24 protein-coding genes are annotated in these 24,127 nt (G+C 68.8%); 5 read left to right on the forward strand and 19 right to left on the reverse strand.

The features are described from left to right. Window positions 1-41 precede the first annotated feature (41 nt). The 3 genes from IEY84_RS24825 to IEY84_RS24835 form a co-directional block, all read right to left on the reverse strand. The gene (locus tag IEY84_RS24825) at window positions 42-524 is read right to left on the reverse strand and encodes a MarR family winged helix-turn-helix transcriptional regulator (protein ID WP_183550307.1); all 483 of its coding nucleotides are present in this window, start codon (window positions 522-524) and stop codon (window positions 42-44) included. 35 nt (window positions 525-559) lie between these two features. Further along, window positions 560-1,069 (reverse strand): hypothetical protein, encoded by a 510-nt coding sequence (locus IEY84_RS24830; RefSeq protein WP_183550304.1) that lies wholly within the window; start codon window positions 1,067-1,069, stop codon window positions 560-562. A 79-nt stretch (window positions 1,070-1,148) separates the two neighbouring features. Beyond that, window positions 1,149-1,475, reverse strand: coding sequence for a DUF4333 domain-containing protein (locus tag IEY84_RS24835; protein WP_183550300.1), 327 nt, complete (start codon window positions 1,473-1,475; stop codon window positions 1,149-1,151). Here IEY84_RS24835 and IEY84_RS26970 point away from each other — a divergent pair. Further along, window positions 1,474-1,602, forward strand: a complete 129-nt coding sequence (locus IEY84_RS26970; protein ID WP_260174006.1) for a hypothetical protein — start codon at window positions 1,474-1,476, stop codon at window positions 1,600-1,602. The two genes, IEY84_RS24835 and IEY84_RS26970, sit on opposite strands and share 2 nt — an antisense overlap. On the opposite strand, the gene thpD is transcribed toward IEY84_RS26970, so the two are convergent. The 11 genes from thpD to typA form a co-directional block, all read right to left on the reverse strand. Continuing rightward, window positions 1,586-2,485: an ectoine hydroxylase gene (thpD, locus tag IEY84_RS24840; RefSeq protein WP_183550297.1), complete on the reverse strand. Its 900-nt coding sequence runs from the start codon at window positions 2,483-2,485 to the stop codon at window positions 1,586-1,588. The genes IEY84_RS26970 and thpD overlap by 17 nt on opposite strands. Beyond that, entirely contained in the window at window positions 2,482-2,892 is a 411-nt protein-coding gene (locus tag IEY84_RS24845) for an ectoine synthase (protein WP_183550294.1), read from the reverse strand. The genes thpD and IEY84_RS24845 overlap by 4 nt, the downstream gene beginning before the upstream one ends. A 30-nt stretch (window positions 2,893-2,922) precedes the next feature. Continuing rightward, entirely contained in the window at window positions 2,923-4,770 is a 1,848-nt protein-coding gene (ectB, locus tag IEY84_RS24850; protein ID WP_229788987.1) for a diaminobutyrate--2-oxoglutarate transaminase, read from the reverse strand. Between the two features lie 117 nt (window positions 4,771-4,887). Beyond that, window positions 4,888-5,886 carry a LacI family DNA-binding transcriptional regulator gene (locus IEY84_RS24855; RefSeq protein WP_183550288.1) on the reverse strand — a complete coding sequence of 333 codons (999 nt, stop codon included), beginning with the start codon at window positions 5,884-5,886 and terminating at the stop codon, window positions 4,888-4,890. A 2-nt stretch (window positions 5,887-5,888) separates the two neighbouring features. Beyond that, on the reverse strand, window positions 5,889-7,358 hold the full coding sequence (locus IEY84_RS24860; protein WP_183550285.1) for a glycoside hydrolase family 1 protein: 1,470 nt from the start codon (window positions 7,356-7,358) through the stop codon (window positions 5,889-5,891). Next, window positions 7,355-8,185 carry a carbohydrate ABC transporter permease gene (locus IEY84_RS24865; protein WP_183550282.1) on the reverse strand — a complete coding sequence of 277 codons (831 nt, stop codon included), beginning with the start codon at window positions 8,183-8,185 and terminating at the stop codon, window positions 7,355-7,357. Before IEY84_RS24865 ends, IEY84_RS24860 begins: the two co-directional genes overlap by 4 nt. Continuing rightward, window positions 8,182-9,174, reverse strand: a complete 993-nt coding sequence (locus IEY84_RS24870) for a carbohydrate ABC transporter permease (protein ID WP_189129323.1) — start codon at window positions 9,172-9,174, stop codon at window positions 8,182-8,184. The genes IEY84_RS24865 and IEY84_RS24870 overlap by 4 nt, the downstream gene beginning before the upstream one ends. 3 nt (window positions 9,175-9,177) lie before the next feature. After that, on the reverse strand, window positions 9,178-10,470 hold the full coding sequence (locus tag IEY84_RS24875; RefSeq protein WP_183550277.1) for an ABC transporter substrate-binding protein: 1,293 nt from the start codon (window positions 10,468-10,470) through the stop codon (window positions 9,178-9,180). Between the two features lie 158 nt (window positions 10,471-10,628). Further along, window positions 10,629-11,462, reverse strand: coding sequence for a class II fructose-bisphosphate aldolase (locus IEY84_RS24880; protein WP_183550273.1), 834 nt, complete (start codon window positions 11,460-11,462; stop codon window positions 10,629-10,631). A 37-nt stretch (window positions 11,463-11,499) separates the two neighbouring features. Beyond that, entirely contained in the window at window positions 11,500-12,378 is an 879-nt protein-coding gene (locus IEY84_RS24885) for an SIS domain-containing protein (protein ID WP_183550271.1), read from the reverse strand. A gap of 75 nt (window positions 12,379-12,453) precedes the next feature. Further along, a complete protein-coding gene (typA, locus tag IEY84_RS24890) occupies window positions 12,454-14,346 on the reverse strand; it encodes a translational GTPase TypA (protein ID WP_183550268.1) in 1,893 nt (630 codons plus the stop codon). 98 nt (window positions 14,347-14,444) lie between these two features. Between typA and IEY84_RS24895 the strand changes: the two genes are divergently transcribed. After that, on the forward strand, window positions 14,445-15,743 hold the full coding sequence (locus IEY84_RS24895; protein ID WP_183550265.1) for a M4 family metallopeptidase: 1,299 nt from the start codon (window positions 14,445-14,447) through the stop codon (window positions 15,741-15,743). A gap of 103 nt (window positions 15,744-15,846) precedes the next feature. Here the strand turns inward: IEY84_RS24895 and IEY84_RS24900 are convergent, their stop codons facing one another. Then, a complete protein-coding gene (locus IEY84_RS24900) occupies window positions 15,847-16,539 on the reverse strand; it encodes an aspartate/glutamate racemase family protein (RefSeq protein WP_183550261.1) in 693 nt (230 codons plus the stop codon). 70 nt (window positions 16,540-16,609) lie between these two features. Beyond that, a complete protein-coding gene (locus tag IEY84_RS24905) occupies window positions 16,610-17,398 on the reverse strand; it encodes an SDR family NAD(P)-dependent oxidoreductase (protein ID WP_183550259.1) in 789 nt (262 codons plus the stop codon). 106 nt (window positions 17,399-17,504) lie between these two features. On the opposite strand from IEY84_RS24905, the gene mshA reads away from it, so the two are divergent. Together mshA and IEY84_RS24915 are read left to right on the forward strand one after the other, a co-directional pair. Further along, complete coding sequence (gene mshA, locus IEY84_RS24910) at window positions 17,505-18,761, forward strand: D-inositol-3-phosphate glycosyltransferase (RefSeq protein ID WP_183550257.1); 1,257 nt, start codon at window positions 17,505-17,507, stop codon at window positions 18,759-18,761. Then, window positions 18,758-19,294 carry a type III secretion system chaperone family protein gene (locus IEY84_RS24915; protein WP_183550255.1) on the forward strand — a complete coding sequence of 179 codons (537 nt, stop codon included), beginning with the start codon at window positions 18,758-18,760 and terminating at the stop codon, window positions 19,292-19,294. Before mshA ends, IEY84_RS24915 begins: the two co-directional genes overlap by 4 nt. Window positions 19,295-19,342: 48 nt before the next feature. Here the strand turns inward: IEY84_RS24915 and IEY84_RS24920 are convergent, their stop codons facing one another. Then, window positions 19,343-20,245: a DMT family transporter gene (locus IEY84_RS24920; protein ID WP_183550253.1), complete on the reverse strand. Its 903-nt coding sequence runs from the start codon at window positions 20,243-20,245 to the stop codon at window positions 19,343-19,345. Between the two features lie 200 nt (window positions 20,246-20,445). Next, the gene (locus tag IEY84_RS24925) at window positions 20,446-21,429 is read right to left on the reverse strand and encodes a GlxA family transcriptional regulator (protein WP_183550251.1); all 984 of its coding nucleotides are present in this window, start codon (window positions 21,427-21,429) and stop codon (window positions 20,446-20,448) included. 72 nt (window positions 21,430-21,501) lie between these two features. Here IEY84_RS24925 and IEY84_RS24930 point away from each other — a divergent pair, with 72 nt between their 5' ends. Continuing rightward, the gene (locus tag IEY84_RS24930; RefSeq protein ID WP_183550250.1) at window positions 21,502-22,806 is read left to right on the forward strand and encodes an MFS transporter; all 1,305 of its coding nucleotides are present in this window, start codon (window positions 21,502-21,504) and stop codon (window positions 22,804-22,806) included. 4 nt (window positions 22,807-22,810) lie between these two features. Here IEY84_RS24930 and IEY84_RS24935 read toward each other — a convergent pair whose 3' ends face one another. Further along, window positions 22,811-24,094 carry a DUF6234 family protein gene (locus tag IEY84_RS24935; protein ID WP_183550247.1) on the reverse strand — a complete coding sequence of 428 codons (1,284 nt, stop codon included), beginning with the start codon at window positions 24,092-24,094 and terminating at the stop codon, window positions 22,811-22,813. Window positions 24,095-24,127 lie beyond the last annotated feature (33 nt).

Genomic DNA, 24,127 nt, shown 5'->3' on the forward strand with positions numbered 1-24,127 from the left:
CATACTCGCCAGTACGCGACGTCGAGGCCTCGGCCCCGGGGTCAGCCGACTGCGTCCCCGGCAGCCGCGCGGAGCTCGGTGAGCAACCCGGTCAGGCCGGGTACGTCCTCGATCCCGGGCTTCTCGAAGATCTCGCTGTTGAGCGAAATCGTGGCCGCCTCGACCGCCTCGAGCCCGGCATCGGTGATGGCGGCGAGGACGACGCGCCCGTCGGCGGCGGAGCGGCTGCGGCGTACGAAACCCTGCTTCTCCAGCCGGGCGACGGCGCTGGTCACCGAGGCGGGGTGGACCTGGAGGCGGGAGCCGAGCTTGGCCATCGGGAGCTGGCCCTCCTGGGTGAAGGAGAGCAGGCGGAGCACCTCGTAGCGGGCGAAGGAGAGGTCGTGGGGGCGCAGAGCGGAGTCGACGCGCTCCATGACGAGCTGGTGCACGCGCACGAGCGAGGTCACCAGCGCCATCCCGTCCGCGGCGTCGGCCCAGCCGTGCGCGATCCACTGCCGTTTCGCCTCGAGGATGGGGTCCATGGCGGCCAGCATCACACAAAGCGTGTGCGATCTGGTTACGAGGGCGTGCCGAAGGTGCCGAGCAGGTTGAGGATCACCGCGAGCCCGATGACGGTCGCGATCACGGAGAGCGTGACGACCAGACCCACCGCGAGCGAGAAGGCCCTTCCCTCATGACGGGCGCCACGCTGCTGCAGCGCGTAGAGGCGGGCGACGCTGGTGATCAGGGTGCGCCCCTCCTCGGCGTCGAAGCGGTACTGGTCCAGGTCCGGGACCGCCTCCGGGTCGTGGACGGTCCACACGCCCTGGTCGGTCTGCTCGTCATCGGCCTCGATGCGGCGTACGCCGGTCTTCTGGGTGTGCGGCTCGTCGGCGAACCAGACGACGCTGCTGGTGTCCTCGATGATCGCGTACGACTTCCGCGACGGCATCGTCACGTGGTAGGTGAAGACCCAGCTCAGCTTGGCCTCCTGGAACCTGGAGTGCCAGCGCTTGTTGGCCAGGTCGAGAGCCACGTCGAAACCGCGCGCCGTCTCGGTCGCCTTGTAGGGGGTTCCGTCACACACGCGCGCGACATGGTCGAAGAAAGGCCTCGTATGAGGGGACACGACTCAACAGGTTATCTGCTCAAGGGGCTCTGTGGGCTCACTCCGTGGCGTTGGGCGGCACGTCGATGTTGAAGCGGACCCGGCCGCCGGTGACGTCGTCGACGGTGATGATCGCGTCGTACTTCTCGCCCTCGGAGGTGAGGACGCAGGTCATCTCGGTGCCGACCTTGCCCTCGAGGTCGCCGGGGCAGTCGAGATCCTCGGGGGTGACGCCGACGGCGTTGGTGAGCTGCTCGGTCGCGATCCGCTCGACCGTCTTCTCCTGCACGAAGTCCTCGCTCGAACCGCAGGCCGTGAGTGCGAGCGACAGGGCGAGGAGCGCCGCGCCGGTCAGGGCGCCCGAGAAGGCGCGAGTGCGTGTCATGGGGTCAGAGTATGCCGACCCGGATCAGGCAGACGTACGCCGCACCAACCTCCGGCGCAACGACGCACCCGGCCGCCGACCCGAGGGCCGGCGGCCAGGCAGCGGTGCGGTCAGCCCACCGGAGTGAAGTCGCGCGCCCCGATGAACTCCGGCCGCGGAGCCGGGGCCGAGAACGGCGCGACCGCGGTGTTCTCCACGCTGTTGAACACCAGGAAGACGTTCGAGCGCGGATAGGGCGTGATGTTGCCGTTGGAGCCGTGCATGCAGTTGCAGTCGAACATGATCGCACTGCCGGCAGCTCCGGCGAGCACGTCGATCCCGTAGGTGTCCGCCATCTTCGTGATGGTCTCCTGGTCCGGCGTGCCCGCGCCCTGCATCACCAGCGAGGACTTGTAGTTGTCCTCAGGGGTGGCGCCACCGCACGAGACGTACGTCCGGTGCGTGCCCGGCATGATCATCAGCGGCCCGTTGAACGAGTGGTTGTCGGTCAGCGAGATCGAGATGCTGACGGTCCGCATCCGGGGCAGGCCGTCCTCGGCGTGCCAGGTCTCGAAGTCGGAGTGCCAGTAGAAGTCACCGCCGCCGAAGCCGGGTTTGAAGTTGATCCGGCTCTGGTGGATGTAGACGTCCGAGCCCAGGACCTGCCGGGCCCGGCCGACCACGCGCGGGTCGGCCGCCAGCCGGGCGATGAGGTCGCTGGTCCTGTGCACCTCGAAGATCGAGCGCACCTCCTTGGAGGCGGGCTCGATGATGGTGCGCTCATCGGCCCGGGTCTCGGGGTCGTTGCTGAGCCGGTGCAGCTCGGCACGCAGCTCCGCGACCTCCTCGGGCGTGATCAGGTCGGGGACGGTCAGGTAGCCGCGCTCGTCGTAGGAGTCGAGCGTCGGCTGGTCCATCGGCCCGTCGGCCGCGGTGCCCCAGACGACCTTGTCCTGGCGGGGGAGCGTGCTGAAGCCCTCCTCGAGACGGGTGGGGTACACGTCGTCGACGTGTTCGATTGCAGCGGTCATGCAGTTACCTCCTCGGTCAGGAGCGGGTAGACGCCGTTGTCGTCGTGCACCTCGCGACCGGTGACCGGCGGGTTGAAGGTGCAGATCAGACGCAGGTCGGTCGTGGCGGTGACGGTGTGCTTGTCGTGCTTGTCGAGCAGGTAGCACATCCCGTCGCGGATCTCGTACGTCTCGCCGGTCTCGCGGTCGAGGAGCTCGCCCTCACCGCCGACGCAGTAGACGCACTCGATGTGGTTGGCGTACCAGAACTCGTTCGTCGTCCCGGCGGGGATGTTGGTCTCGTGGAAGGAGAAGCCGACGCCCTCGCGGGCCAGCACGATCCGGCGGCTTCGCCAGGTGCCGTGCTCGGACTCGACGCGTACGTCTCGGTCGGTCTCGTCGAGGTCTTCCAGATAGGTGACGCGCATGTTCTCTCTCGTTTCAGCTGTCGGGGGAGGTCAGGCGGGGACACCGTCACCGAGGACGGACGCGGTGGCCTCCTCGAGGACGGCGAGACCGCGGGCGAGCTCCTCGGAGGTGACGGTCAGCGGCGGCATCGTCTTGAGCACCTCGTCCTCCGGCCCGGAGGTCTCGACCAGCAGCCCGCGCTCGTACGCCGCTGCCGCGATCTTCGATGCCGCACTGGCGTCCGCGAAGGCGATGCCGGTCAGGAAGCCACGGCCGCGGACGGCCGCGCCTTCGTACCGAGTGGCGATCTCCGTCAGCCCCTCTCGGAACGTGGCGGCCTTCGCCTGGACGTCCTTCTGGAAGGAGTCATCAGCCCAGTACGTCTCCAACGCCGCCCGCCCGGTGACGAAGGCCAGGTTGTGACCGCGGAACGTGCCGTTGTGCTCGCCCGGCTCGAACTGGTCCAGATCGGGCCGGAACAGGGTCAGCGCCATCGGCAGGCCGAAGCCGGAGATCGACTTCGAGAGGCAGACGATGTCGGGGGCGAACCCGGCCTCCTCGAAGCTGAAGAAGGTGCCGGTACGCCCGCAGCCGGCCTGGACGTCATCGACGATCAGGAGGATGTCGTGCTCACGGCACAGGTCCGAGAGCGCCTTGAGCCACTCCAGCCGGGCGGCGTTGAGACCGCCTTCGCCCTGGACGGACTCCACGATGATCGCGGCCGGCTTGTCGACGCCCGAGCCGCTGTCCTGGAGCACCCGCTCCAGCCACATGAAGTCGTCGACGGCGCCGTTGAAGTAGTCGTCGTAGGGGATCTTCGAGCTGTTGGTCAGCGGGATGCCTGCGCCCTTGCGCTTCATCGAGTTGCCGGTCACGGCCAGCGAACCGAGCGTCATCCCGTGGAAGGCGTTGGTGAAGGACAGGACGTGCTGGCGTCCGGTCACCTTGCGGGCCAGCTTGAGCGCGGCCTCGACGGAGTTGGTCCCGGTCGGACCGGGGAACATCACCTTGTAGTCGAGGTCGCGCGGCTCGAGGATCAGGTCCGAGAAGGTCTGCAGGAAGTCGCGCTTCGCGCTGGTGTGCATGTCCAGCGAGTGCAGGATGCGGCCCTCGCGCAGGTAGTCGAGCAGCGGCTCCAGCAGCACGGGGTTGTTGTGCCCGTAGTTGAGAGCGCCGGCCCCGGAGAAGAAGTCCAGGTACTCGGTCCCGTCCTCGCTGGTGACGGTCGCGCCCTGGGAGTGGGTCATCACAGCGGGCCAGCTGCGGCAGTAGCTGCGGACCTGCGACTCCAGAGAGTCGAAGATCGCGGTGTCGCCATCGGCCCGGGGAGTCTCGGCGATGGCGGGTTCGGTGGTCGTAGTCATGGACATGACACCTCCGTGATCGGGTCGTGCGGGTGAGAACGGGCCGATGCGGAACAGCAGCTCCGCGTCGTGCCCGTCGGGGAACATCGCGGCGTCGAAGAGCGGTCTGCGCTCGATCGGTGCGCCGCGTGCGTTCGCGAACGAGGTGAACAGGGCGATGGAGGCGCTGTTGTCCGCGGTGATGGTCGTCTCCAGGTGGCGTATGCCCTGGTCGGCGGTGAGACGGTCGACGAGATCGTCGAGCATGCGGCGGGCCAGGCCCTGGCCGCGGTGCGCCTCGTCGACGGCGACCTGCCAGATCATCAAGGTCTCCGGCTCGTCCGGCCGTAGATAGCCGGTGACGAATCCTCCTGGATCGTCGTCGACGGTCGCGATGATCGATGTCTCCGCGAAGTCGCGAGCCCACAAGAGGTAGGCGTACGAAGCGTTTACGTCGAGTACCCGAGATTCCCGTGCCATCCGCCACAGATGCTGACCGTCCTCGAGGTCCGGTGAGCGGAAGTCGACTCGGGAAGCCGACTTCAGGCGGGGCACGCTGCCAGTCGAGTTGCGATGTGGCATCGCTTCACGACGCTAACAGCCCTGCGGCACACGTGCCCGGGACGAGTCCGCACTCCGATATGCAGGCGGATGAGTCGCGCGACGCTCAGCTCACGCAGACGTACGCCGCACCAGCTCGGGCGCGAAGACGACCCGTCGCGGGTGGGTGGTGGTTCCGTCGAGCTGGGAGAGGAGGAGCCGGACGGCCTCTCTCGCCATGTCTCCTATCGGGTTCTTGACCGTGGTGAGCGGGGGAGCGGTGCGCTCGGCGATGCCGAGGTCGTCGTAACCGACGACCGCGATGTCGTCGGGGATGCGCCGGCCCGCCCGGGCGAGCGCGCGGAGCGCGCCCGCGGCCATGAGGTCGGAGGCGACCATCAGACCGTCGATGTCGGGATGGTCGCGCAGCAGGGTCTCGCAGGCGACCTCGCCGCCGTCCTCGGTGAAGTCGCCCTCGACGAGCGCGTCGGTGGCGAGCCCGGCAGCGTCGAGAGCGGCCCGCCAGCCGGTGGCCCGGTCGATGCCGGCGCTCATGTCGACGGGCCCGGTGATGGTGCCGACGCGGCGGCAGCCGCGGTCGATCAGGATGTTGGTGACCTCGCGAGCGCCGGCGACGTTGTCGGGGTCGGTGTAGAAGACCTTCTCCGCGCCGGCCAACGGCCGGCCGATGAACGAGGCCGGCAGCCCGATGCCGGCGAGGTGGTCGGCGAGAGCGTCATTGCGGTGGTGAGAGACGACGATCGCGCCGTCGACGTGCCCGCCACGCAGATAGCGCAGCGTCCGCTGCATCTCCTGGCCCGGCTGGGCGATCAGCAGCACGACCTGCAGGTCACGCTGGGCGAGAGCCTGCGTCACCACGTGCATGGTGCGGGCGAAGAACGGGTCGGCGAAGACGCGCTCGTCCGACTCCGGCACGACCATCGCGACCGTGTCGGTCCGCCGTGTCACCAGTGAGCGGGCAGCCGGGTTGGGGACGTAGCCCAGTGTCTGCACGGCCTCGGCGACCGCCTCGGCGGCCTTTGCGGAGACGCGCGAGCCGCCGTTGATGGCGCGCGACGCGGTCGCCCGGCTGACACCAGCCAGCCGGGCGACCTCATCGAGCGTGGGCATGTTCACGACAGGGCTTGATTCCGGGCCGGCAGCCGGTTGTCGGCGGCGACATCGGCGAACCAGAGGCCGCTGTCCTTCACGGTGCGCTCCTGGGTCTCGAAGTCGACGTGCACGATCCCGAACCGGTGGGCGTAGCCGTAGCTCCACTCGAAGTTGTCGAGCAGCGACCAGGCGAAGTAGCCGCGTACGTCCGCACCCTGCTCCATCGCGTCGAGGGTCGCGCGCAGGTGCTTGTCGATGTAGTCGAGGCGGGCGGTGTCGTGCACGGCGCCATCCTCCACCACATCATCGTAGTAAGCCCCGTTCTCGGTGATGTAGACGGGCGGGGCACCGTACTCGTCGTTGAGCCGGGTCAGCAGCCTGGTCAGCCAGACCGGGTCGATCTCCCAGTCGCGGGCGGTGGTCGGGCGGCCCGTACGCGGGGTCACGAACTCGGCACCGGGGTAGGGGTTCCCCCGCGGCAGGTCGGAGTGGACCAGCCGGCTGCCCAGCACCTGGTCGGGATCGATCTCGAACGGCTTCGCGGCGATCGCGTTGCCGAAGTAGAAGTTGATCCCGAGCACGTCGAGCGGCGCGGAGATGACCTCCAGATCGCCCTCGAGCACCCAGTCCTGCCACGGTCGGCCCTGGAAGGTGAGCCCCTCGGTGTCGGCGGCCAGGTCGTCGGCGTACTTGCCTCGGAACAGCGGCTCGAAGAACACCCGGTTGTGCAGCCCGTCGATCCGCCGGGTCATGTCGACGTCCTCGGGACGGTCGGCGTCGTAGGGGTCGACGACCGTCGGGTTGAGGGTGATGCCGAGGGACTTCCCGTTCTCCGGCGTCGCGCCGCGGCCGCGCAGCTCGTTGACCACCAGGCCGTGAGCGAGCATCAGGTGGTGGGCAGCGACGATCCCGGCGACACCCTCCTGGCGACCCGGCGCGTGCTGGCCGCCGGAGTAGCCGAGGAACGCCGAGCACCACGGCTCGTTCAGCGTCGTCCAGTTGTCGACGCGGTCGGAGAGCTCGTCATAGACAGTGGTGGCGTACTCCACGAACCGGTAGGCGGTGTCCCGGCTGGTCCAGCCGCCCTGGCCCTCGAGGGCCTGCGGCAGGTCCCAGTGGTAGAGCGTGATCCACGGGGCGATGTCGGCCTCGAGCAGCTCGTCGACGAGACGGCTGTAGAAGTCGAGTCCCGCCTGGTTGACCTTCCCGCCGTCGGGCCGGATCCGCGGCCACGCCGTCGAGAAGCGGTACGAAGCCAGGTTGAGGCGCTTCATCAGCGCGACGTCCTCGGGGACCCGGTGGTAGTGGTCGCAGGCGACCTCGCCGGTGTCGCCGTTCAGGATCGCTCCCGGGACCTTGGAGAAGGTGTCCCAGTTGCTGGGAGTGCGGCCGTCCTCGTCGATAGCGCCCTCGATCTGGTAGGACGCGGTGGCCGCGCCCCAGAGGAAGTCCTTGGGGAACGTACGGGCCTGGTAGATCGAACTGGTCATCCTTTGACGGCTCCTTGCATGATGCCGGACACCAGGTGGCGTCCGGTGGCGATGAACAACAGAAGTAGGGGGATGGTCGCGAGGATCGTTCCGGCCTGGACCAGAGCCATGTCGGCATGTCCTTGGCCGGGTGCGACCTTGAGCGCGTCGAGCGCGGTCTGCAGGGTCTGGACGTCCGAGCCCTGCAGCACGATCAACGGCCACATGAAGTCCGTCCACACCTGCATGAAGGTGAACAGAGCCAGGATCGCCATCGCCGGTCTCGCCGCCGGGATGGCGACGGTCCAGAACGTACGGATCATGGACGCCCCATCGACACGGGCCGCGTCGATGAGCTCGTCGGGGATCGCGTCGAGGAGGTACTGCCTCATGAAGAAGACCCCGAACGCGGTCACCAGCCACGGCAGGATCACGGCGGGGAGGGTGCCGGTCAGGCCGAGGTTGGAGAACTGCTTCAGCATCGGCACCAGGGCCAGCTGGGTCGGCACCGCCATGGTGGCGACGACGAAGACCATGCCCACCTGGGAACCGCGGAAGCGGAGCTTGGCGAAGGCGTAGCCGGCCAGGGTCGAGAAGAGCACGACCGAGATCGCCGAGACTCCGGAGACGATGATCGAGTTGAGCAGCGCCGACCAGAAGTCGATCCGGTCGAAGACCCGGGCTGCGTTGTCGAAGAAGTGTCCGCCCGGGATCAGCGGCGGGGGCGACTGGATCGCCCGATGCCGGGTGACCGAGCCGATCACGAACGACCAGTAGAGGGGGAAGGCCGAGCCCAGCAGGAATGCCGTGAGCAGGCCGTACACAAGGAATCCAGGTCGTCTACTCATCGAAGGCTCCTACGCTGGACGGCCCGGGTGACCAGGAAGTTGACCAGCGCGATCCCCACGATGATGAGGAACAGCACCCAGGCGGCGGCGGCCGCACGTGGATACGGGTTGGTCGTGGTCTGGGCGGTGTTGAAGACGTACATCGTCAAGGTCGTGTACTGGAAGTCCGAGCCGCCCTGGAAACGCAGGTTGGTGTCGAAGATCCGGGGCTCGGTGAAGATCTGCAGGCCACCGATGGTCGAGGTGACGATGACGAAGATCATCGTCGGCCGGATCGAGGGCAGGGTGACGTGGAAGAACTGCTTCACCTTGGAGGCGCCGTCGATGTCGGCGGCCTCGTAGAGGTCCCGCGGGATCGCCTGCATGGCGGCGAGGATGATCAGCGCGTTGTAGCCGGTCCAGCGCCAGTTGACCATGGTTGCGATCGCGGTCCAGCTCGCGAACCGGTCGGCGTGCCACGGCACCTTGGAGAGGCCGAAGCCGTCGAGCATCTGGTTGATCAGGCCCGTGTTGTCGGCGAAGATCGAGCCGAAGATCATCGCGGAGGCTGCCGGAGCGACCACGAAGGGCAGCAGGATGCTCATCCGCCACAAGGTGCGGCCCCGGAGCCGGGTGTCGAGCAGGGCGGCGAGGATCGTCGCCACGATGATCTGCGGCACCGAGGAGAGCAGGAAGATCCCGATGGTGTTCCAGAAGGCCTTGCGGAAGACCGAGTCACCGAGCACGTGGGCGTAGTTGTCCCAGCCGACCCAGGGGCCGACCTCGGACCCGTAGGCGGGCCAGGAGAAGAAGGACAGGTAGCCGGTGTAGAGCATCGGGTAGAGCCCGATGGCGGCGAAGACCAGGAAGAACGGCGCGATGTACAGGTACGGCGAGAGCTTCAGGTCCCACCGGGAGAGCCGGTCGCGCCAGGTCTGGCGGCGGGGGGACGCCCCGGTCGAGGTCGCCGAGGTGGCGTTCTCGACCGGGGCGGATGTGGTGGTCGGCATCGATCAGGACATTCCTTCGACGCCCTCGAGGAAGGTCGCCCACGACTTCTCGGGGTCGGTGCCCTCGTCCACGCGTCGGATCGCCTGCTGGAAGAGGCCGAGGATGTCGGAGTACTTGTCACCCTTGAACGGGACACCCGCCGGGACGGCGTCCGCGCGGTTGGCGAGGATCTGCGAGGTCGGGGCGTCGTTGAAGTAGGTGTCCGTGGCGTTCTCCTCGGCGAGGACCGTCTGCGCCTCCAGGTTGGCCGGGAAGTTGCCGGCCACCTTCGAGGCGGCCACCTGGGAGTCGGCCGTGGTCAGGTAGTTGGCGAACTCCTTGGCCTCCTCCTGGTGCTCCGACTGCGCCGGGACGGCGAGGTAGGAGCCGCCCCAGTTGCCGCCGCCGCCCGGGAAGGCGTCGACGATGTCCCAGCCCTTCACGTCAGGCGCGGAGTCCTTGATGTTGGCGAACATCCAGCCCGGGCAGGGGATGGTGGCGAACCCGTCGTTGGTGAAGTTGGCCGTCCAGTCCTCGCCCCACTGCTCGACCTTCGTCGACTGGGTGGCGGCGTGCTGTGCGACCGTGTCGTAGACCTTCCGGAGCTCCGGGTTGTCCACGTCGACCTTCTGGTCCTTGGTCTGGAAGGGGAACTCGACCTGGTTGAGCATCGCCTGGGCGATCGCGCCGCTGGAGTCGTACCAAGCCGTCTTCGGCATCTTCGCCTTGAACTTGTCGCCGGTGGCGAAGTAGGTGTCCCAGTCCGCGAAGAGCTCCTTCACCGCCTCGCGGTCGCTCGGGAGCCCGGCCTTCTCGAAGAGGTCGGCGCGGTAGCAGAACGCCTCGGGGCCGGCGTCGGTCGGGTAGCCGATCTGCTTGCCGTCGGCGGTCTGGCCCTCGAGGTACTTCGACTCCATCCAGCGGCTGTCGAGCTCCTTGTCGGTGAGGTCGACGAACTGCTCGGAGGCGCCCTCGGCGACGAGGGCGGGCATCATGTCGCCCTCGATGCCGACGATGTCGGTGAGACCCTCGCCGGACTGCAGGCCGGTGGTGAGGCTCTGCTTCCAGGTGTCCCACTCGGCGACGACGGTCTGCTTGACCTTGAAGGGGCGTTCAGGGTCGGCGTTCCACTTGTCGATGAGGTCGCCGTAGCCGAATTCGCTGAACGTCGTGATGGTCAGGGTGTCATCTTTGCCGAGCTTGGCCTGCTCGCCGGTGTCGTCGCTGCCGCCGCAGGCCCCGACGAGGCCAGCGACGAGAGTGGCGACCGCGCCAGCGGCTAGACCGCGGCGCCAGGACTTGGAGATCTTGGACACGGGGTGCTCCTGCACGTCTGTGTGGGGAGTGAGAGCGCTTCCACTCTCGGGACTAGGGAGAGTGTGATCGCGCTCACAAGCCGCTGTCAAGTGGCTCGTGAGTAACGATTTCGTGTTTGTGGGAGCGCTTCCACAAAAATGGGGAAGCGATGGGGTGATCAGCCCGAGATGACGGTGAGCAACCGAGCGGTCTCGGCGGCCATCGCGTCGCGGCCCGCGCCGAGGTATCGGCGTTGGTCGACCAGGGTCGGGTCGGCCTCGAGAGTGTCGCGGACCGCGGTGGTGAAGGCCTTGTTGAGCTGGGTGGCGACGTTGATCTTGGTCATCCCGGCGGCGATCGCGGCCCTGAGCCCGTCGTCGCTGACCCCGGAGGACCCGTGCAGGACCAGCGGGACGTCGACGGCCCGCCGGAGCGCTGCGATCAGCGCCTCGTCCAGCGACGCGTCCCGGGTGGTCATCTTGTGGCTCGAGCCGACCGCGACGGCGAGAGCGTCGACACCCGTGCTGGCGACGAACGCGGCCGCCTCCTCCGGGTCGGTGCGTACGCCCGGTGCGTGGACACCATCTTTACCGCCGACCTCGCCGAGCTCGGCCTCCACGTGCGCGCCGCGGTCGTGACAGCGGCGGACGACGGCAGCGGTACGAGTGAGGTTCTCCTCGTAGGGCAGCTGGGAGGCGTCGTACATCACCGACGAGAAGCCGAGGTCGACCGCGACCCCGACCAGGCGCTCGTCGGTCGCATGGTCCAGGTGGAGCGAGATCGGCATCGTGGCCTGGGTGGCGGCGGCGATCGCGGCGTGTGCCAGCGGTGCCAGGCCGCCGTGGTAGCGCACGGCGTTCTCGCTGATCTGCACGATGACCGGCCGGTTGGCGGACTCGGCTCCCGCGGCGATGGCCTCGACCGTCTCCAGGTTGATCGCGTTGAAGGCGGCGACACCGCGGCCTTCGGCGTAAGCCGCGTCGACGAGGGCGGCGGTGGTGGTGAGGGTCACTGGTGTTCCTTGGGGGTGGAGGAGCGGAAGGGAGACATCAGTCCGGAAGCTCGACGGCTCGGGTCAGGTGGCGCGGCCGGTCGGGATCGAGGCCGCGGCCGAGCGCCAGACCGACGGCCACCCGCTGGGCGAGGACGAGCTGCGCCATCGGATCGAGCTCGCTGGTCACGAACCGTGCGCCGGTGGCGGTGACCTGTTCCCGCAGACCGTCCGGGGCCTCCCCGAAGGACCAGACCTCGCGGCCGGGCTCGGCGATCGAGATGGGGCCGTGGCGGTAGTCCATGGCGGGGTGGGCCTCGGCCCAGAACTGAGCCGCCTCGCGGGTCTTCAGCGCCGCCTCCTGGGCCAGGCCGATGGTCCAGCCCTGCCCGACGAAGCTGATCTGGCCGGCGCTGAGGTGCGGCGCGATGTCGGCGTCCAGGGCTCGCTCCGCGTCGACCGCCAGCGTCTCCAGGTCGTGCCCGAGGTGGGCCCGCAGGAGCGCCAGCGTCGTGGTTGCGAATCGGGTCTGCACGACCGACTCCTCATCGGCGAAGGGCAGCCCGATGATCTTGTCGGCGACGTCCTTGACCTGCTCCTCCGGCACGCCGGTGATGGCCACGGTCGGGGCCTCCACCGCGGCGAGGAGCCGTAGCACCTCGGTCGTCGTCCCGGACCTGGTGATCGCCACGACCCGGTCGTAGCGGCGCCCCGTCGGAACCTCCGAGGCGGTGAACGCGTCGGTCTCGCCCTGTCCTGCGGCCTCGCGGAGGCCGGCGTAGGCCATCGCCATGAACCACGACGTCCCGCAGCCGACCACGGCCACCCGCTCGCCCGGCCGCGGCAGCAGCCCGGCGACCTCCGGCAGCAGCGCCGCCGCCTGCCGCCACGTCGACGGCTGGGTCGCGATCTCGGCCTCCACATGCGTACGCGTCATGGGGGAAGTGTCGCAGGCAGATGACAACGAAACGGCCGCCGACCCATGGGGTCGGCGGCCGTCACGAGGAGTCGGTCAGGACTTGTTGGCCTTGCGAGCGCGCGAAGCGATCTTCCCGCGGTCGTTGGCGTCGAGGACGACCTTGCGGATGCGGACCATGTCGGGGGTGACCTCGACGCACTCGTCCTCGCGGCAGAACTCCAGGCACTGCTCGAGGGAGAGCTTCTTCGGCGGGATGAGCTTCTCGAAGTTGTCGGAGGTGGCGGAGCGGACGTTGGTCTGCTGCTTCTCCTTGGTGATGTTCACGTCCATGTCGTCGGCGCGAGAGTTCTCGCCGACGATCATGCCCTCGTAGACCTCGGTGGCCGGCTCGACGAACATGACGCCGCGCTCCTGCAGGCTCGTCATGGCGTACGCAGTGGCAGCGCCGGACCGGTCGGCGACGAGCGAGCCGTTGTTGCGCGAGCGGATCTCGCCGGCCCAGCGGTCGTAGCCCTCGGAGATGTGGTGGGCGATGCCGGTTCCGCGGGTCTCGGTGAGGAACTCGGTGCGGAAGCCGATCAGGCCACGGGCGGGCACGATGAACTCCATGCGCACCCAGCCGGTGCCGTGGTTGGTCATGCCCTCCATGCGGCCCTTGCGGTTGGCGAGCAGCTCGGTGATGGAGCCGAGGTGCTCCTCCGGCGCGTCGATGGTCAGGCGCTCGTACGGCTCGTGGATCTTGCCGTCGACCTCCTTGGTGACCACCTGCGGCTTGCCGACGGTCAGCTCGTAGCCCTCGCGGCGCATCTGCTCGACCAGGATCGCCAGCGCCAGCTCACCGCGGCCCTGGACCTCCCAGGCGTCGGGACGCTCGGTGTTGAGGATCTTCAGCGACACGTTGCCGATGAGCTCCTGGTCGAGGCGGTCCTTGACCAGACGCGCGGTGACCTTCGAGCCCTTCACCTTGCCGACCAGCGGCGAGGTGTTGGTGCCGATGGTCATCGAGATGGCCGGCTCGTCGACGTGGATGAGCGGCAGAGCGACCGGGTTCTCCGGGTCGGCGAGGGTCTCGCCGATGGTGATCTCCGGGATGCCGGCGATGGCGACGATGTCGCCGGGGCCGGCGACCTCGCCCGGCTTGCGCTCGAGGCCCTCGGTGATGAGGAGCTCGGTGATGCGTACGTTCTTGACCTCTCCGTCACGTCGCATCCAGGCGACGTTCTGGCCCTTCTTCAGGGTGCCCTGGTGGATGCGGACCAGCGCGAGGCGGCCGAGGAACGGGCTCGCGTCGAGGTTGGTGACGTGGGCCTGGAGGGGCGCGCCCTCGACGTAGGTCGGAGCCGGGATCGTGTCCATGATCGTCTGGAACAGCGGCTCGAGGTCCTTGGAGTCGGGCAGCTCACCGTTGCCGGGCTGCTCGAGCGCGGCGACGCCGGCCTTGCCGGAGGCGTAGACCACCGGGAAGTCGAGCGCGTCCTGGCTGTGGGAGTCGTCGAGCAGGTCCATGAAGAGCTCGTACGTCTCGTCGACGACCTCCTCGATGCGGGCGTCGGGGCGGTCGACCTTGTTGACGACGAGCACCACCGGCATGTCGGCGTTGAGCGCCTTGCGCAGCACGAACCGGGTCTGGGGGAGCGGGCCCTCGGAGGCGTCCACCAGCAGCACGATCCCGTCGACCATCGACAGACCGCGCTCGACCTCACCACCGAAGTCGGCGTGACCGGGGGTGTCGATGATGTTGATCGTCATCCCCTCGGGAGCGCTCGGCCCGTTGTAGTGGATGGCGGTGTTCTTCGCGAGGATGGTGATGCCCTTCTCGCGCTCGAGCTCGCCGGAGTCCATGACCCGGTCGGCGACCGACTCGGCCTCGTGCTCGGTGAAGGTGCCTGCCTGACGCAGCATGGCGTCGACCAGCGTGGTCTTGCCGTGGTCGACGTGCGCAACGATGGCGACGTTGCGGAGATTGGCCTTGAGGGTCTCGGACATGTGCGAAGCGGCTCGATTTCTGGCGCGGGACGGGACGACTGATCTTATCCGCCAGGACGTCCTTGACCTGCATCCAGAGATGGCGGTTGGCTGAGACCATGACTTCTCGGAAACACGTCTGCCACATCGTTCCCCCCTACCTCATGCAGCGGCTCGACCCCGGCCGCCTGGACCAGGACGACGGTTTCCGCGCCGCCCGGGCCGACCATCTGACCAGAGTTCTCGCCCAGGTCCCGGCACCGGAGGCCGGCAGCACCGCCGCCGAGGCGGGTGACTGGACCGTCTACTCCGCGGAGAACGGCACCGACCTGCCTGGGGTCAAGGTCCGTGCTGCGGGCGAGCCGGAGTCGGGCGACGAGAGCGTCGACGAGGCTGCGACCGGCATCACCGGCTCGCTGGCGCTCTTCGAGGAGGTCTACGGCCGCGACTCCTACGACGGCCAGGGGATCGAGGTCGTGATGACCGTCCACTACGACCAGAACTACGCCAACGCCTTCTGGGACGGCACCCAGCTGGTCTTCGGCGACGGCGACGGCAAGATCTTCCAGCGCTTCACCAAGGCCGTCGACGTGATCGGCCACGAGCTCTCCCACGCGGTCACCGAGCACACCGCCGGACTCGTCTACCAGGGCCAGCCCGGAGCGCTCAACGAGCACCTCTCCGATGTCTACGGCTCCTGCGTCAAGCAGCGCCTCCTCGGCCAGAGCGCTGAGGAGGCCGACTGGATCATCGGCGCGGGCCTCTTCACCGAGTCGGTCCAGGGTGTCGGGCTGCGTCACATGCTCGAGCCGGGAACGGCGTACGACGACCCCGAGCTGGGCAAGGACCCGCAGCCGGCCCACATGGACGACATCTACGACGGTCCCGACGACAACGGCGGCGTCCACATCAACTCCGGCATCCCCAACCGCGCCTTCGCCCTCGCTGCCAAGGCGATCGGCGGCAGCTCGTGGGACGGTGCCGGCAAGATCTGGTGGGCGGCGCTGACCAACGGCGCCGTCACCACCGACACCGACTTCGCCGGGTTCGCCGCGGCGACGGTCGCCGAGGCCGGCGACCACGCCGAGGCCGTCACCACCGCGTGGTCCGAGGTCGGGATCACCCCGGCCTCCGGGACTCCCGCGCCCGATGGCGAGGCGCCGACCACGACAGTGAAGGTCCGTCGCAGCGGGGGCTTCATCGGGCGTACGACCGAGGGGAGCGCCGAGCTCGCGCCGTCGGCCGCCCAGGTGGCCACCCTGCGCAACCTGGTCACGGGCGGCGGAGCTCCGTCGAAGCCGAAGGGCGCCGACCGCTACATCTACGAGTTCGAGGTCGACGGTCAGACCGTCGTCGTGCACGAGGGCGATCTGAGCCCCGAGCTGCACGCGCTCGCCAACGAGCTGCTCGAGAGATAGGCGCAGGAGTAAGCGCGCGCAGCGCCGAGACGTCAGCTACGTCGGCCGAGTGGGCACTGCGGTGACGGCTCGGCCGACGGGAGTGACGCTTCGGCCTGTGGGTCTACGCCGGGAGGGCGTGGTTGAGTGCGGCCTCGACGTGCACGGTGATCGCATCCAGGATGGGTACGTCGACGTCGCTGGGACGCACCAGGAGACTGAGCTCGGAGGCACCGAGGATCACGCCGTCCGAGCCGGCGTCCCACAGCTCGTGGACGACCTCGAGGACGCGCTTGCGAGAGCCCGACACGACGGTCCGGTGGACGAGCTCCTCGTAGATGATCGAGTCGAGCATCTCCACGTGCAGAGGGTCGGGCAGGTTCACGTCGACGCCATGGTCGGAGATGCGCTGAGCGAAGAAGTCGTTCTCCACGGTGTAGCGGGTGGCGAGGAAGCCGGCCTTGGTGATGCCCAGCTCCTTCGACTTCGCGGCGAGCGCGTCGGCCAGGTGCAGCACGGGTACGTCGACCGCGGCCGCCACCTCGTCATAGACCTTGTGGAAGGTGGTGGTGCACAGCAGGATCAGGTCGGCGCCGCCGGCGACCACGCTGCGCGCCGCGGCGACCAAGATCTCGGAGACCTGGTCCCAGGCCTCCTTCTCCTGAAGATCCGTCAGCTCGGCCAGGTCGACAGAGGCCAGCACGATCTTGGCGGAGTGAAGGCCGCCGAGCCGCTCCTGGACACCCTTGTTGAGTCCCTCGTAGTAAGCGGCGGTGCTTTCCCAGCTCATGCCGCCGATGAGTCCGATCGTCTGCACCCGTCGAGTGTGACACCGCCGGAGGCTGCGTACGGAATCCTCGGCGCCCTGACCAGGGCCGATATCGGCGTCAGCCCTCGCGGTGCACCTTGTGCGGGGCCGCCTGGGCACGGGGCTTGATGACCAGCTCGTCGATGTTGACGTGAGCCGGACGTGTGGCCATCCAGACGATCGCGTCGGCGACGTCCTCGGCCACCAGCGGGTCCGCGACCCCCTGGTAGACGGCGTCGGCCGCAGCCTGGTCGCCCCCGAGGCGTACGAGCGAGAACTCCTCGGTCTGGACCATGCCAGGGGCGACCTCCATGATCCGCACCGGCTTGTCGACGATCTCCAGGCGCAGCGCCTCGGTGACCGCACGGGTGCCGAACTTGGCCGCGTTGTAGCCTGCGCCGCCCTCGTAGGCGCGCCGGCCGGCGATCGAGCCGACATTGATGATCGCGCCCGCGCCGGAGGCGACCAGCGCCGGGAGCAGCGCCTTGGTGACGCGGGTCAGGCCGATCACGTTGACCTCGAACATCGCCTGCCACTTGGTCAGATCTGCCTCGGCGACCTTGTCCACGCCGAAGGCACCGCCGGCGTTGTTGACCAGCAGGTCGAGACGGTCGCCGACCGCCTCGACGAGCGCGGCGACGGAGTTGTCGGAGGTGACGTCGGTCGCGATCGCGGTGCCACCGATCTCCTCGGCCAGCGCCTCGATCCGGTCGGCCCGGCGGGCGGCGAGGAAGACGTGGTAGCCCTCCTTGGCGAGCTGGCGGGCCGTGGCGGCGCCGATCCCGCTCGAGGCACCGGTCACGACAGCGTTCTTGGGGACTGCGTTCGTCAAAGACACGGCGCCATTCTCTCGTCGCTCGCTCGACATTGGGTACCGGGTCCCACGATCGAAGATGATTCGCACCTCCGGGAATGATGGCCGACATCCGCTTGTTGAGAGACGGGACCACAGGTGTAGATACGAAGGAGCAGGCATGATCCACCGCGTAGCGATGGTCAGTCTGCACACCTCCCCTCTCGACCAGCCCGGCACCGGCGACGCCGGCGGCATGAACGTCTACGTGCTCGAGCTCTCCCGGCGGCTGGCCACCCAGGGCATCGCGGTCGACATCTTCACGCGCGCGACCTCGTCGCGCCTGCCGCAGGTCGTGGAGGCGTACGACGGGGTCGCTGTCCACCACGTCCACGCCGGTCCTTTCGAGGGGCTGGCCAAGGGTGACCTTCCCGGGCAGCTGTGCACGTTCGCGCGCGAGGTGCTTCGCGCCGAGGCGTCCAACCCGCCCGGATACTTCGACGCCGTGCACTCCCACTACTGGCTCTCCGGCCAGGTGGGGGCGCTCTCCCGCGACCGTTGGGGCGTCCCGCTGGTCCACTCGATGCACACCATGGCCAAGGTCAAGAACGAGGCGCTCGCCGAGGGCGACAGCCCCGAGCCCGAGGCCCGGGTGATCGGGGAGGAGCAGGTCGTCGACGCCGCCGACATGTTGATCGCCAACACCGACCTCGAGGCCAAGCAGCTGATCAACATGTACGACGCGGAGCCAGGTCGTGTCGCCGTCGTCCACCCCGGCGTCGACCTGCGGGTCTTCCGGCCGCGCGGGCGGGCCGCGGCGCGTGTCGCGCTCGGGCTGCCCGCCCGGGCTCATGTCCTCCTCTTCGCCGGTCGCATCCAGCCGCTCAAGGCGCCCGATGTGCTGTTGCGGGCGACCGCCGTCATGCTTGCCCGCGACCCCTCGCTTCGCCGGTCGCTGGTGGTGCCGATCGTCGGCGGGCCCTCGGGCTCAGGTCTCGAGCACCCGACCGGCCTGGCTGACCTGGCAGCCGAGCTGGGCATCTCCGACGTGGTCAGGTTCGTCCCGCCGGTGCGCCAGGACGAGCTCGCGCTGTGGTACTCCGCCGCGTCCGTCGTCGCCGTCCCCTCCTACAACGAGTCGTTCGGCCTGGTCGCGGTCGAGGCCCAAGCCTGCGGCACCCCCGTCGTCGCCGCCGCCGTCGGTGGCCTGACCACCGCGGTGCGCCACGACCGCAGCGGTCTCCTGGTCGACGGACACGACCCGGCCCGGTGGGCCGACGCGCTCACCAACGCCGTCTCGTCCCACACGCGCTGGTCGGCGCTGGCCGACGGCGCCCGCGAACACGCCCAGGACTTCTCCTGGGATCTCACCGCACGCAATACGCTCGAGGTCTACGAAGAGGCCAAGATGCTGATGCGTGAGGAGCTGATGGCATGAGTGATGGTGCGCGGAGCGAGCTGGAAGAGGTCGTACGCGGCTGGCTGAAGTCCAACGACCTCGGCTGGGACGAGACCTCCCAGCCCGGTGGCGAGCTGGTCTTCTCGTTCTCTCTGCCGGGCGAGCGCAAGCTTCAGACGCCGGTCCGGCTCGACCTCGGGCAGCACGCGTTGGGTGTGCACGCCTTCGTCTGCCGCCGTCCCGACGAGAACTTCGAGACCGTCTACCGCTGGCTGCTCGAGCGCAACCTGCGGCTCTACGGGGTCGCCTTCGGGATCGATCGCCTCGGCGACATCTATCTCGACGGCCGGCTCCCGCTGGCGATGGTGGATCCCGACGAGCTCGACCGGCTCCTCGGCTCGGTCCTGACCTACGCCGACGAGTCCTTCAACACGATCCTCGAGCTGGGTTTCGCGACCTCGATCCGCAAGGAGTGGGAGTGGCGCAAGCTGCGAGGCGAGTCGACGGCGAACCTGGAAGCCTTCCGAGGCTGGCTAGAATCCGCCGAGACGTCAGTTTCTGACGCCGAGTAGTCAGTTTCTGACGCCGAGAAGTCAGAAACTGACCGCGTCCGGTTCGGATCAGCGGGGCCGGCGGCGAGTGATCAGCACACCCGCGATGCACATCGCGCCACCGACGAAGGCGAGTGCCGGGGGCACCTCGTCGAGGACCAGCCAGGCCATCAGCGCGGTGATGAACGGCACCAGGAACGTCGACTGCGCGAACTTGCCTGCATCGGAGTGGGATAGCGCATAGGCCCAGGTCACGAACGCCAGCGCGCTCGGGAAGAGGCCGAGGTAGACGATCCAGCCGAGGTTGCCGACGCTGATGTCGGGGAGCGTGGTGGCCAGCTCGAACGACCAGGGCAGGCAGATGACGAGGCCGGCGACGGCGTACCAGAACGTCAGCAGCAGTGCGCTCATCGACGGCAGCAGCTTCTTCTGGGTGAGGACACCGACCGCGAAGGTGAGCGCAGCGACGACCGAGAGGGCGACGCCGATCCAGTCGCCGGTGTCACCGTTGGCCGAGGCGCGGCCGATGACGACGACGCCCGCGAAGCCGACACCGGTGCCGATCAGGATCCACTTGTGGATCGTCTCCTTGAGCACGAGGCCTGCCAGCAGCGCCACCACGATCGGGCCGACCTGCACGATCAGCGCTGCCGTAGCCGCGTCGATGCGCCGCTCGGACTCGTTGAGCGCCAGGTTGTAGACACCCAGCCAGGACGCCCCGCCCAGCGCGATCAGCGGCCACTCCTTCCGGGTCGGCAGCCGGAACCCGCCCTTCAGCGCGAGATAGACACCGAGCGCGGCGACCATCACCAGCAGCCGACCCAGCGACAGGCTCCCCGGCGGGACGGTGTCGCCCAGGTGCCGGATCCCGACGAACGCCGAGGCCCACAGCACCAGCGTGATCCCGCACGCGACCAGTGGCTTCCAGATCGGCGTGGTCTCGGCTGGTGCGGGGTTAATCGTCGTCGTCACGATAAAAGGGTAAAGATCCGTACGCCTTCGGGCGAGCGGATAACGGCCAAGCATCTTCGACATCCCGCCAACTCGACCCCGCCGAGACGTCACTCGCGTCGGCCGAGACGTCACTGGCGTCGGCCGAGTGGTCACATTGCTGCCAACTCGGCCGACGGGAGCGACGCTTCGGGCGACGGGAGTGACGCTTCGGCTGAGGGTCAGCCGCGGAAGGTGCGTCGGTACGCGGTCGGGGTGATGCCGAGGGCGGCGTGGAAGTGGAGGCGGAGGGACTGGGCGGTGTTGAGGCCGCAGCGGGCGGCGATCTGCTCGACGCTGAGGTCGGTGGTCTCCAGCAGGGTGCGGGCGAGCTCGATGCGTTGGCGTTGCAGCCAGCGGCCGGGGGAGTCGCCGGTCTCGTCGCGGAAGCGCCGGGTGAAGGTACGCACCGACATCGAGACCTGGGCAGCCATCGTCTCCAGGGTGAGGGGCTGGTCGAGGTGGGAGAGTGCCCAGGCGGTCGCCGCCGAGATCCCGGGGTCGCCCGCAGCAGGAGCGTGATGCCGGATGAACTGAGCCTGGCCACCGTCGCGGTGGGGCGGGACGACCGTCACCCGAGCGACGCGGTTGGCGACCGCGGCGCCGTGGTCGCGGCGTACGACATGCAGACAGAGGTCGACGCCGGCGGCCACCCCTGCGGAGGTGAGGATGTCGCCGTCGTCGACGAAGAGCACGTCGGGGTCCAGCCTGACCTGCGGAAACAGGTCTCGGAAGTGATCGGTGCAGAACCAGTGGGTCGTGGCCGGTCGGCCGTCGAGAAGGCCTGCGGCAGCGAGCGCGAAGGCGCCGGCGCAGATCGACATGATCCGGGTGCCCGGGCGGATCATGTCGAGCGCTTCCTTCAGCGGCGCTGACAGCACACCGTCGGTCACCATCGGGGTCAGCTCGTCGAACTTCGGGATCACCACGGTGTCGGCGCTCGCCAGCGCCTCCGGGCCGTGAGGCGCGAGCACGACCACGTCCGAGTCCGACTGGACCGGCCCGGGACCGCCGGTGGTGCAGGTGACGACCTCGTAGAGCAGTCGGGCCTGGCTGTCGCGGGCCTTGCCGAAGATCCGGTGCGGGATGCCGATCTCGAGGGGGATGAACCCGTCCTGGATCAGCACCGCGACCCGGTGCGGAGAAGGAACCCGTACGCCGCTCATGGCTGGATCTTATCGATAGATGTCAATCAGGCCACTGTCCGGAGCGGTGCGCACCCGGCAGGATCATGCTCCATGAGCCAGACGACGACCCCGCCGCCTGCCGGCCGAACATCCGTACGCCGCCACCGCATCCACCCGGCCTGGTGGGTGGCTGCCGTCGCCTTCGTGACCATCGTCGGAGCCGCCGCCTTCACCGCGGCGCCAGGTCTCCTGGTCGACCCGCTGAACGAGGACTTCGGCTGGTCGCGCGGCACGATCGGGGCCGGGATCACGCTGCAGCTCGCGCTCTACGGGCTGACCGCACCCTTCGCGGCCGCACTGATGGACCGCTTCGGGATCCGCCCGGTGGTCGCCGTCGCGCTCACCATGATCACCCTCGGCTCGCTCAGCACCGTCTGGATGAGCCAGTCGTGGCAGTTCGTCCTCGGCTGGGGCGTCCTCGTCGGTGGAGGCAGCGGCTGCATGGCGCTCGCCTTCGGCGCCACGATCACCACCCGCTGGTTCGAGAAGCGACAGGGACTGGTCAGCGGGCTGCTGACCGCCGGCGGCGCGTCGGGTCAGCTGATCTTTCTGCCGGTCCTCGCGATCCTGATCGGGAAGTTCGGCTGGCAGGCGGCCTCGGTCACGATCGCCCTGGTGGCGGCCGCGGTGATCCCGTTCGTCCTGCTCCTGCTCCGCGACTACCCGGCCGATGTCGGTCTGCCGCCCTACGGCGCCGAGCAGATCGTTCCGCGACCCGCGCCCGTGACCGGCGCCGCGCGGCGGACCGTGCGCGTGCTCGGGATGGCGATGCGTACGAAGGCCTTCTGGCTCCTCGCCGGCGCCTTCGCGATCTGCGGGATCACGACGAACGGGCTGATCAGAACCCACTTCGTGCCCGCCGCGCACGACCATGGCATGGCCACCGTCGCGGCCGCCTCGCTGCTCGCCGTGATCGGCATCTTCGACGTCGCCGGAACGATCTTCTCCGGCTGGCTCACCGACCGCTTCAACCCGGTGGTGCTGCTCGGCGTCTACTACTCGCTGCGCGGGATCTCGTTGATCTTCCTGCCGATGCTGCTGGCGCCGGAGGTGCACATCCCGATGGTGTTCTTCATCGTCTTCTACGGCCTCGACTGGGTCGCCACCGTGCCACCCACACTCGCCCTGTGCCGCGAGATCTGGCCCGAGGACGCCCCGATCGTCTTCGGCTGGGTCCTCGCCTCCCACCAGGTCGGAGCCGGCCTGGTCGCCTGGATGGGCGGTGTCGTACGCGACGTCACCGGCTCCTACGACCTGGTCTGGTACGCCGCCGGCGCACTGTGCGCCGCCGCCGCGCTGATGTCGCTGGTGATGCCCAGGGGTGAGCCGGTCGTCGAGCCGGTGGTCGAGCCGTAGCCGCTCACCCGCCGGGGCACTCGTCGCTGTCGCCGCCGGAGTAGCAGGCAGGTGCCTCGGAGCGGTTCGGCTCAGGAACTGGCGGCTCGGGGGTGGACGGCTGCCAGTCGATCGCGGGCACGGCGAAGAGAACCGCGCTCAGAGCGACCACGAAAGCGACGACCAGGTGAGAGATGACGCCGCTCACCGAGCGCCGCAGGACTGCCAGTCCGAGGGCTCCCAGCGACGACAGAGCCATCAAGGCGAGTACGACCCGGTAGGTGACCACGCTCTCTGCTCGAGGCGGCCCGCAGTATCCCGCTCCCGCGAAGCAGAAGTAGGACGTGAACACGTTCGCCAGGGCGACGAGGACGAGGAGCACCGAGAATCCGGCGAGGAGAATCTCGACCCAGCGGAGGCGAGGGCGGTGGCGTACTGGTTCGTTGTCTGCCTGCACCTCTGGCTTCTCGACCTCGTCGGCCGAAGGGGCGCTCGAGCGGGACCGGCGATCGATGGCGAGCCGTACGACGACGACCACCAGCGCGATCACCACCGACCATCCGAGGAGCGGGACCTGGTGGACACCGGGTGTCGTGAAGATCTGGGACGCGTAGGCGAGGAACTCCCCGAACAGCACATCGGGATGCTCCTCGACGCCGTACCCGGGCCGGACCATCGGCCCGATCGCGGTGAGGGCGATGATGACCGTCTGGACGATCCACACCACTGCCAGCACGACTGGCCAGGTCAAGAGGGCCCACAGTCCCCATCGCCCACGCCCGACGCTCAGCGCGAGTGCGCCGGCCAGCACCGGAACCATCAGCCAGACCCACCAATCGGTCATCGACATCGTGCGCGGCACAGCCTGGCCGAACCAGCTGTACGCAGCGCCGGCCAGCGGAGCGAGAGAGAGGCCGCGCAGCCAGGACGGGCCGAGCGCGGCAACCTGCCCGAGTGCGACTGTCACGACCGTGACGATCACGGTGACCAGCTGCAGCACCCGGAGTACGGGCTCGACGTAGAGGCCACGTTCGCCCAGCACGAAGATTGCTGCGAGAGCGATCAGAGCGACCCCGCCGCCGGCGGCGCCGATCGCCGCAGCCGGCCGGTCGCGACGGATCGCGGCCGTCGCGCCGCCGAGCGTACCGGCGACGATGGCGAGAGCGACCAGCTCGCCCATCGCTGCAGCATCGAACGGAGAGGCGTCAGGAAGCATCCCGGGCAGGAATCCGACGAGCCAGGCGAGCGCCGCCAGCAGGACGATCGCGATCACGGGGATCGTGGCCCGGCGGGTGTAGGAGAGAGTCACACCGCGATCCTGCAGGGACACCCCGGCGCGGCA

The sequence above is a fragment of the Nocardioides albus genome (assembly GCF_014648255.1).
In the GTDB taxonomy this organism is placed as follows: domain Bacteria; phylum Actinomycetota; class Actinomycetes; order Propionibacteriales; family Nocardioidaceae; genus Nocardioides; species Nocardioides albus.

Bases quoted from the DNA above. Each gene is read 5' to 3' on its own strand.
- IEY84_RS24835 (WP_183550300.1), bottom strand. From the start codon at position 1,475: ATGACACGCACTCGCGCCTTCTCGGGCGCCCTGACCGGCGCGGCGCTC.
- IEY84_RS24870 (WP_189129323.1), bottom strand. From the start codon at position 9,174: ATGCCGACCACCACATCCGCCCCGGTCGAGAACGCCACCTCGGCGACC.
- typA (WP_183550268.1), bottom strand. From the start codon at position 14,346: ATGTCCGAGACCCTCAAGGCCAATCTCCGCAACGTCGCCATCGTTGCG.
- IEY84_RS24855 (WP_183550288.1), bottom strand. From the start codon at position 5,886: ATGCCCACGCTCGATGAGGTCGCCCGGCTGGCTGGTGTCAGCCGGGCG.
- IEY84_RS24860 (WP_183550285.1), bottom strand. From the start codon at position 7,358: ATGACCAGTTCGATCTACCAGGCCCGTACGTTCCCCAAGGACTTCCTC.
- IEY84_RS24915 (WP_183550255.1), top strand. From the start codon at position 18,758: ATGAGTGATGGTGCGCGGAGCGAGCTGGAAGAGGTCGTACGCGGCTGG.
- IEY84_RS24905 (WP_183550259.1), bottom strand. From the start codon at position 17,398: ATGTCGAGCGAGCGACGAGAGAATGGCGCCGTGTCTTTGACGAACGCA.
- IEY84_RS26970 (WP_260174006.1), top strand. From the start codon at position 1,474: ATGGGGTCAGAGTATGCCGACCCGGATCAGGCAGACGTACGCCGCACC.
- IEY84_RS24825 (WP_183550307.1), bottom strand. From the start codon at position 524: ATGGACCCCATCCTCGAGGCGAAACGGCAGTGGATCGCGCACGGCTGG.
- IEY84_RS24865 (WP_183550282.1), bottom strand. From the start codon at position 8,185: ATGAGTAGACGACCTGGATTCCTTGTGTACGGCCTGCTCACGGCATTC.
- mshA (WP_183550257.1), top strand. From the start codon at position 17,505: ATGATCCACCGCGTAGCGATGGTCAGTCTGCACACCTCCCCTCTCGAC.
- IEY84_RS24845 (WP_183550294.1), bottom strand. From the start codon at position 2,892: ATGCGCGTCACCTATCTGGAAGACCTCGACGAGACCGACCGAGACGTA.
- IEY84_RS24925 (WP_183550251.1), bottom strand. From the start codon at position 21,429: ATGAGCGGCGTACGGGTTCCTTCTCCGCACCGGGTCGCGGTGCTGATC.
- IEY84_RS24885 (WP_183550271.1), bottom strand. From the start codon at position 12,378: ATGACGCGTACGCATGTGGAGGCCGAGATCGCGACCCAGCCGTCGACG.
- IEY84_RS24895 (WP_183550265.1), top strand. From the start codon at position 14,445: ATGACTTCTCGGAAACACGTCTGCCACATCGTTCCCCCCTACCTCATG.
- IEY84_RS24930 (WP_183550250.1), top strand. From the start codon at position 21,502: ATGAGCCAGACGACGACCCCGCCGCCTGCCGGCCGAACATCCGTACGC.
- thpD (WP_183550297.1), bottom strand. From the start codon at position 2,485: ATGACCGCTGCAATCGAACACGTCGACGACGTGTACCCCACCCGTCTC.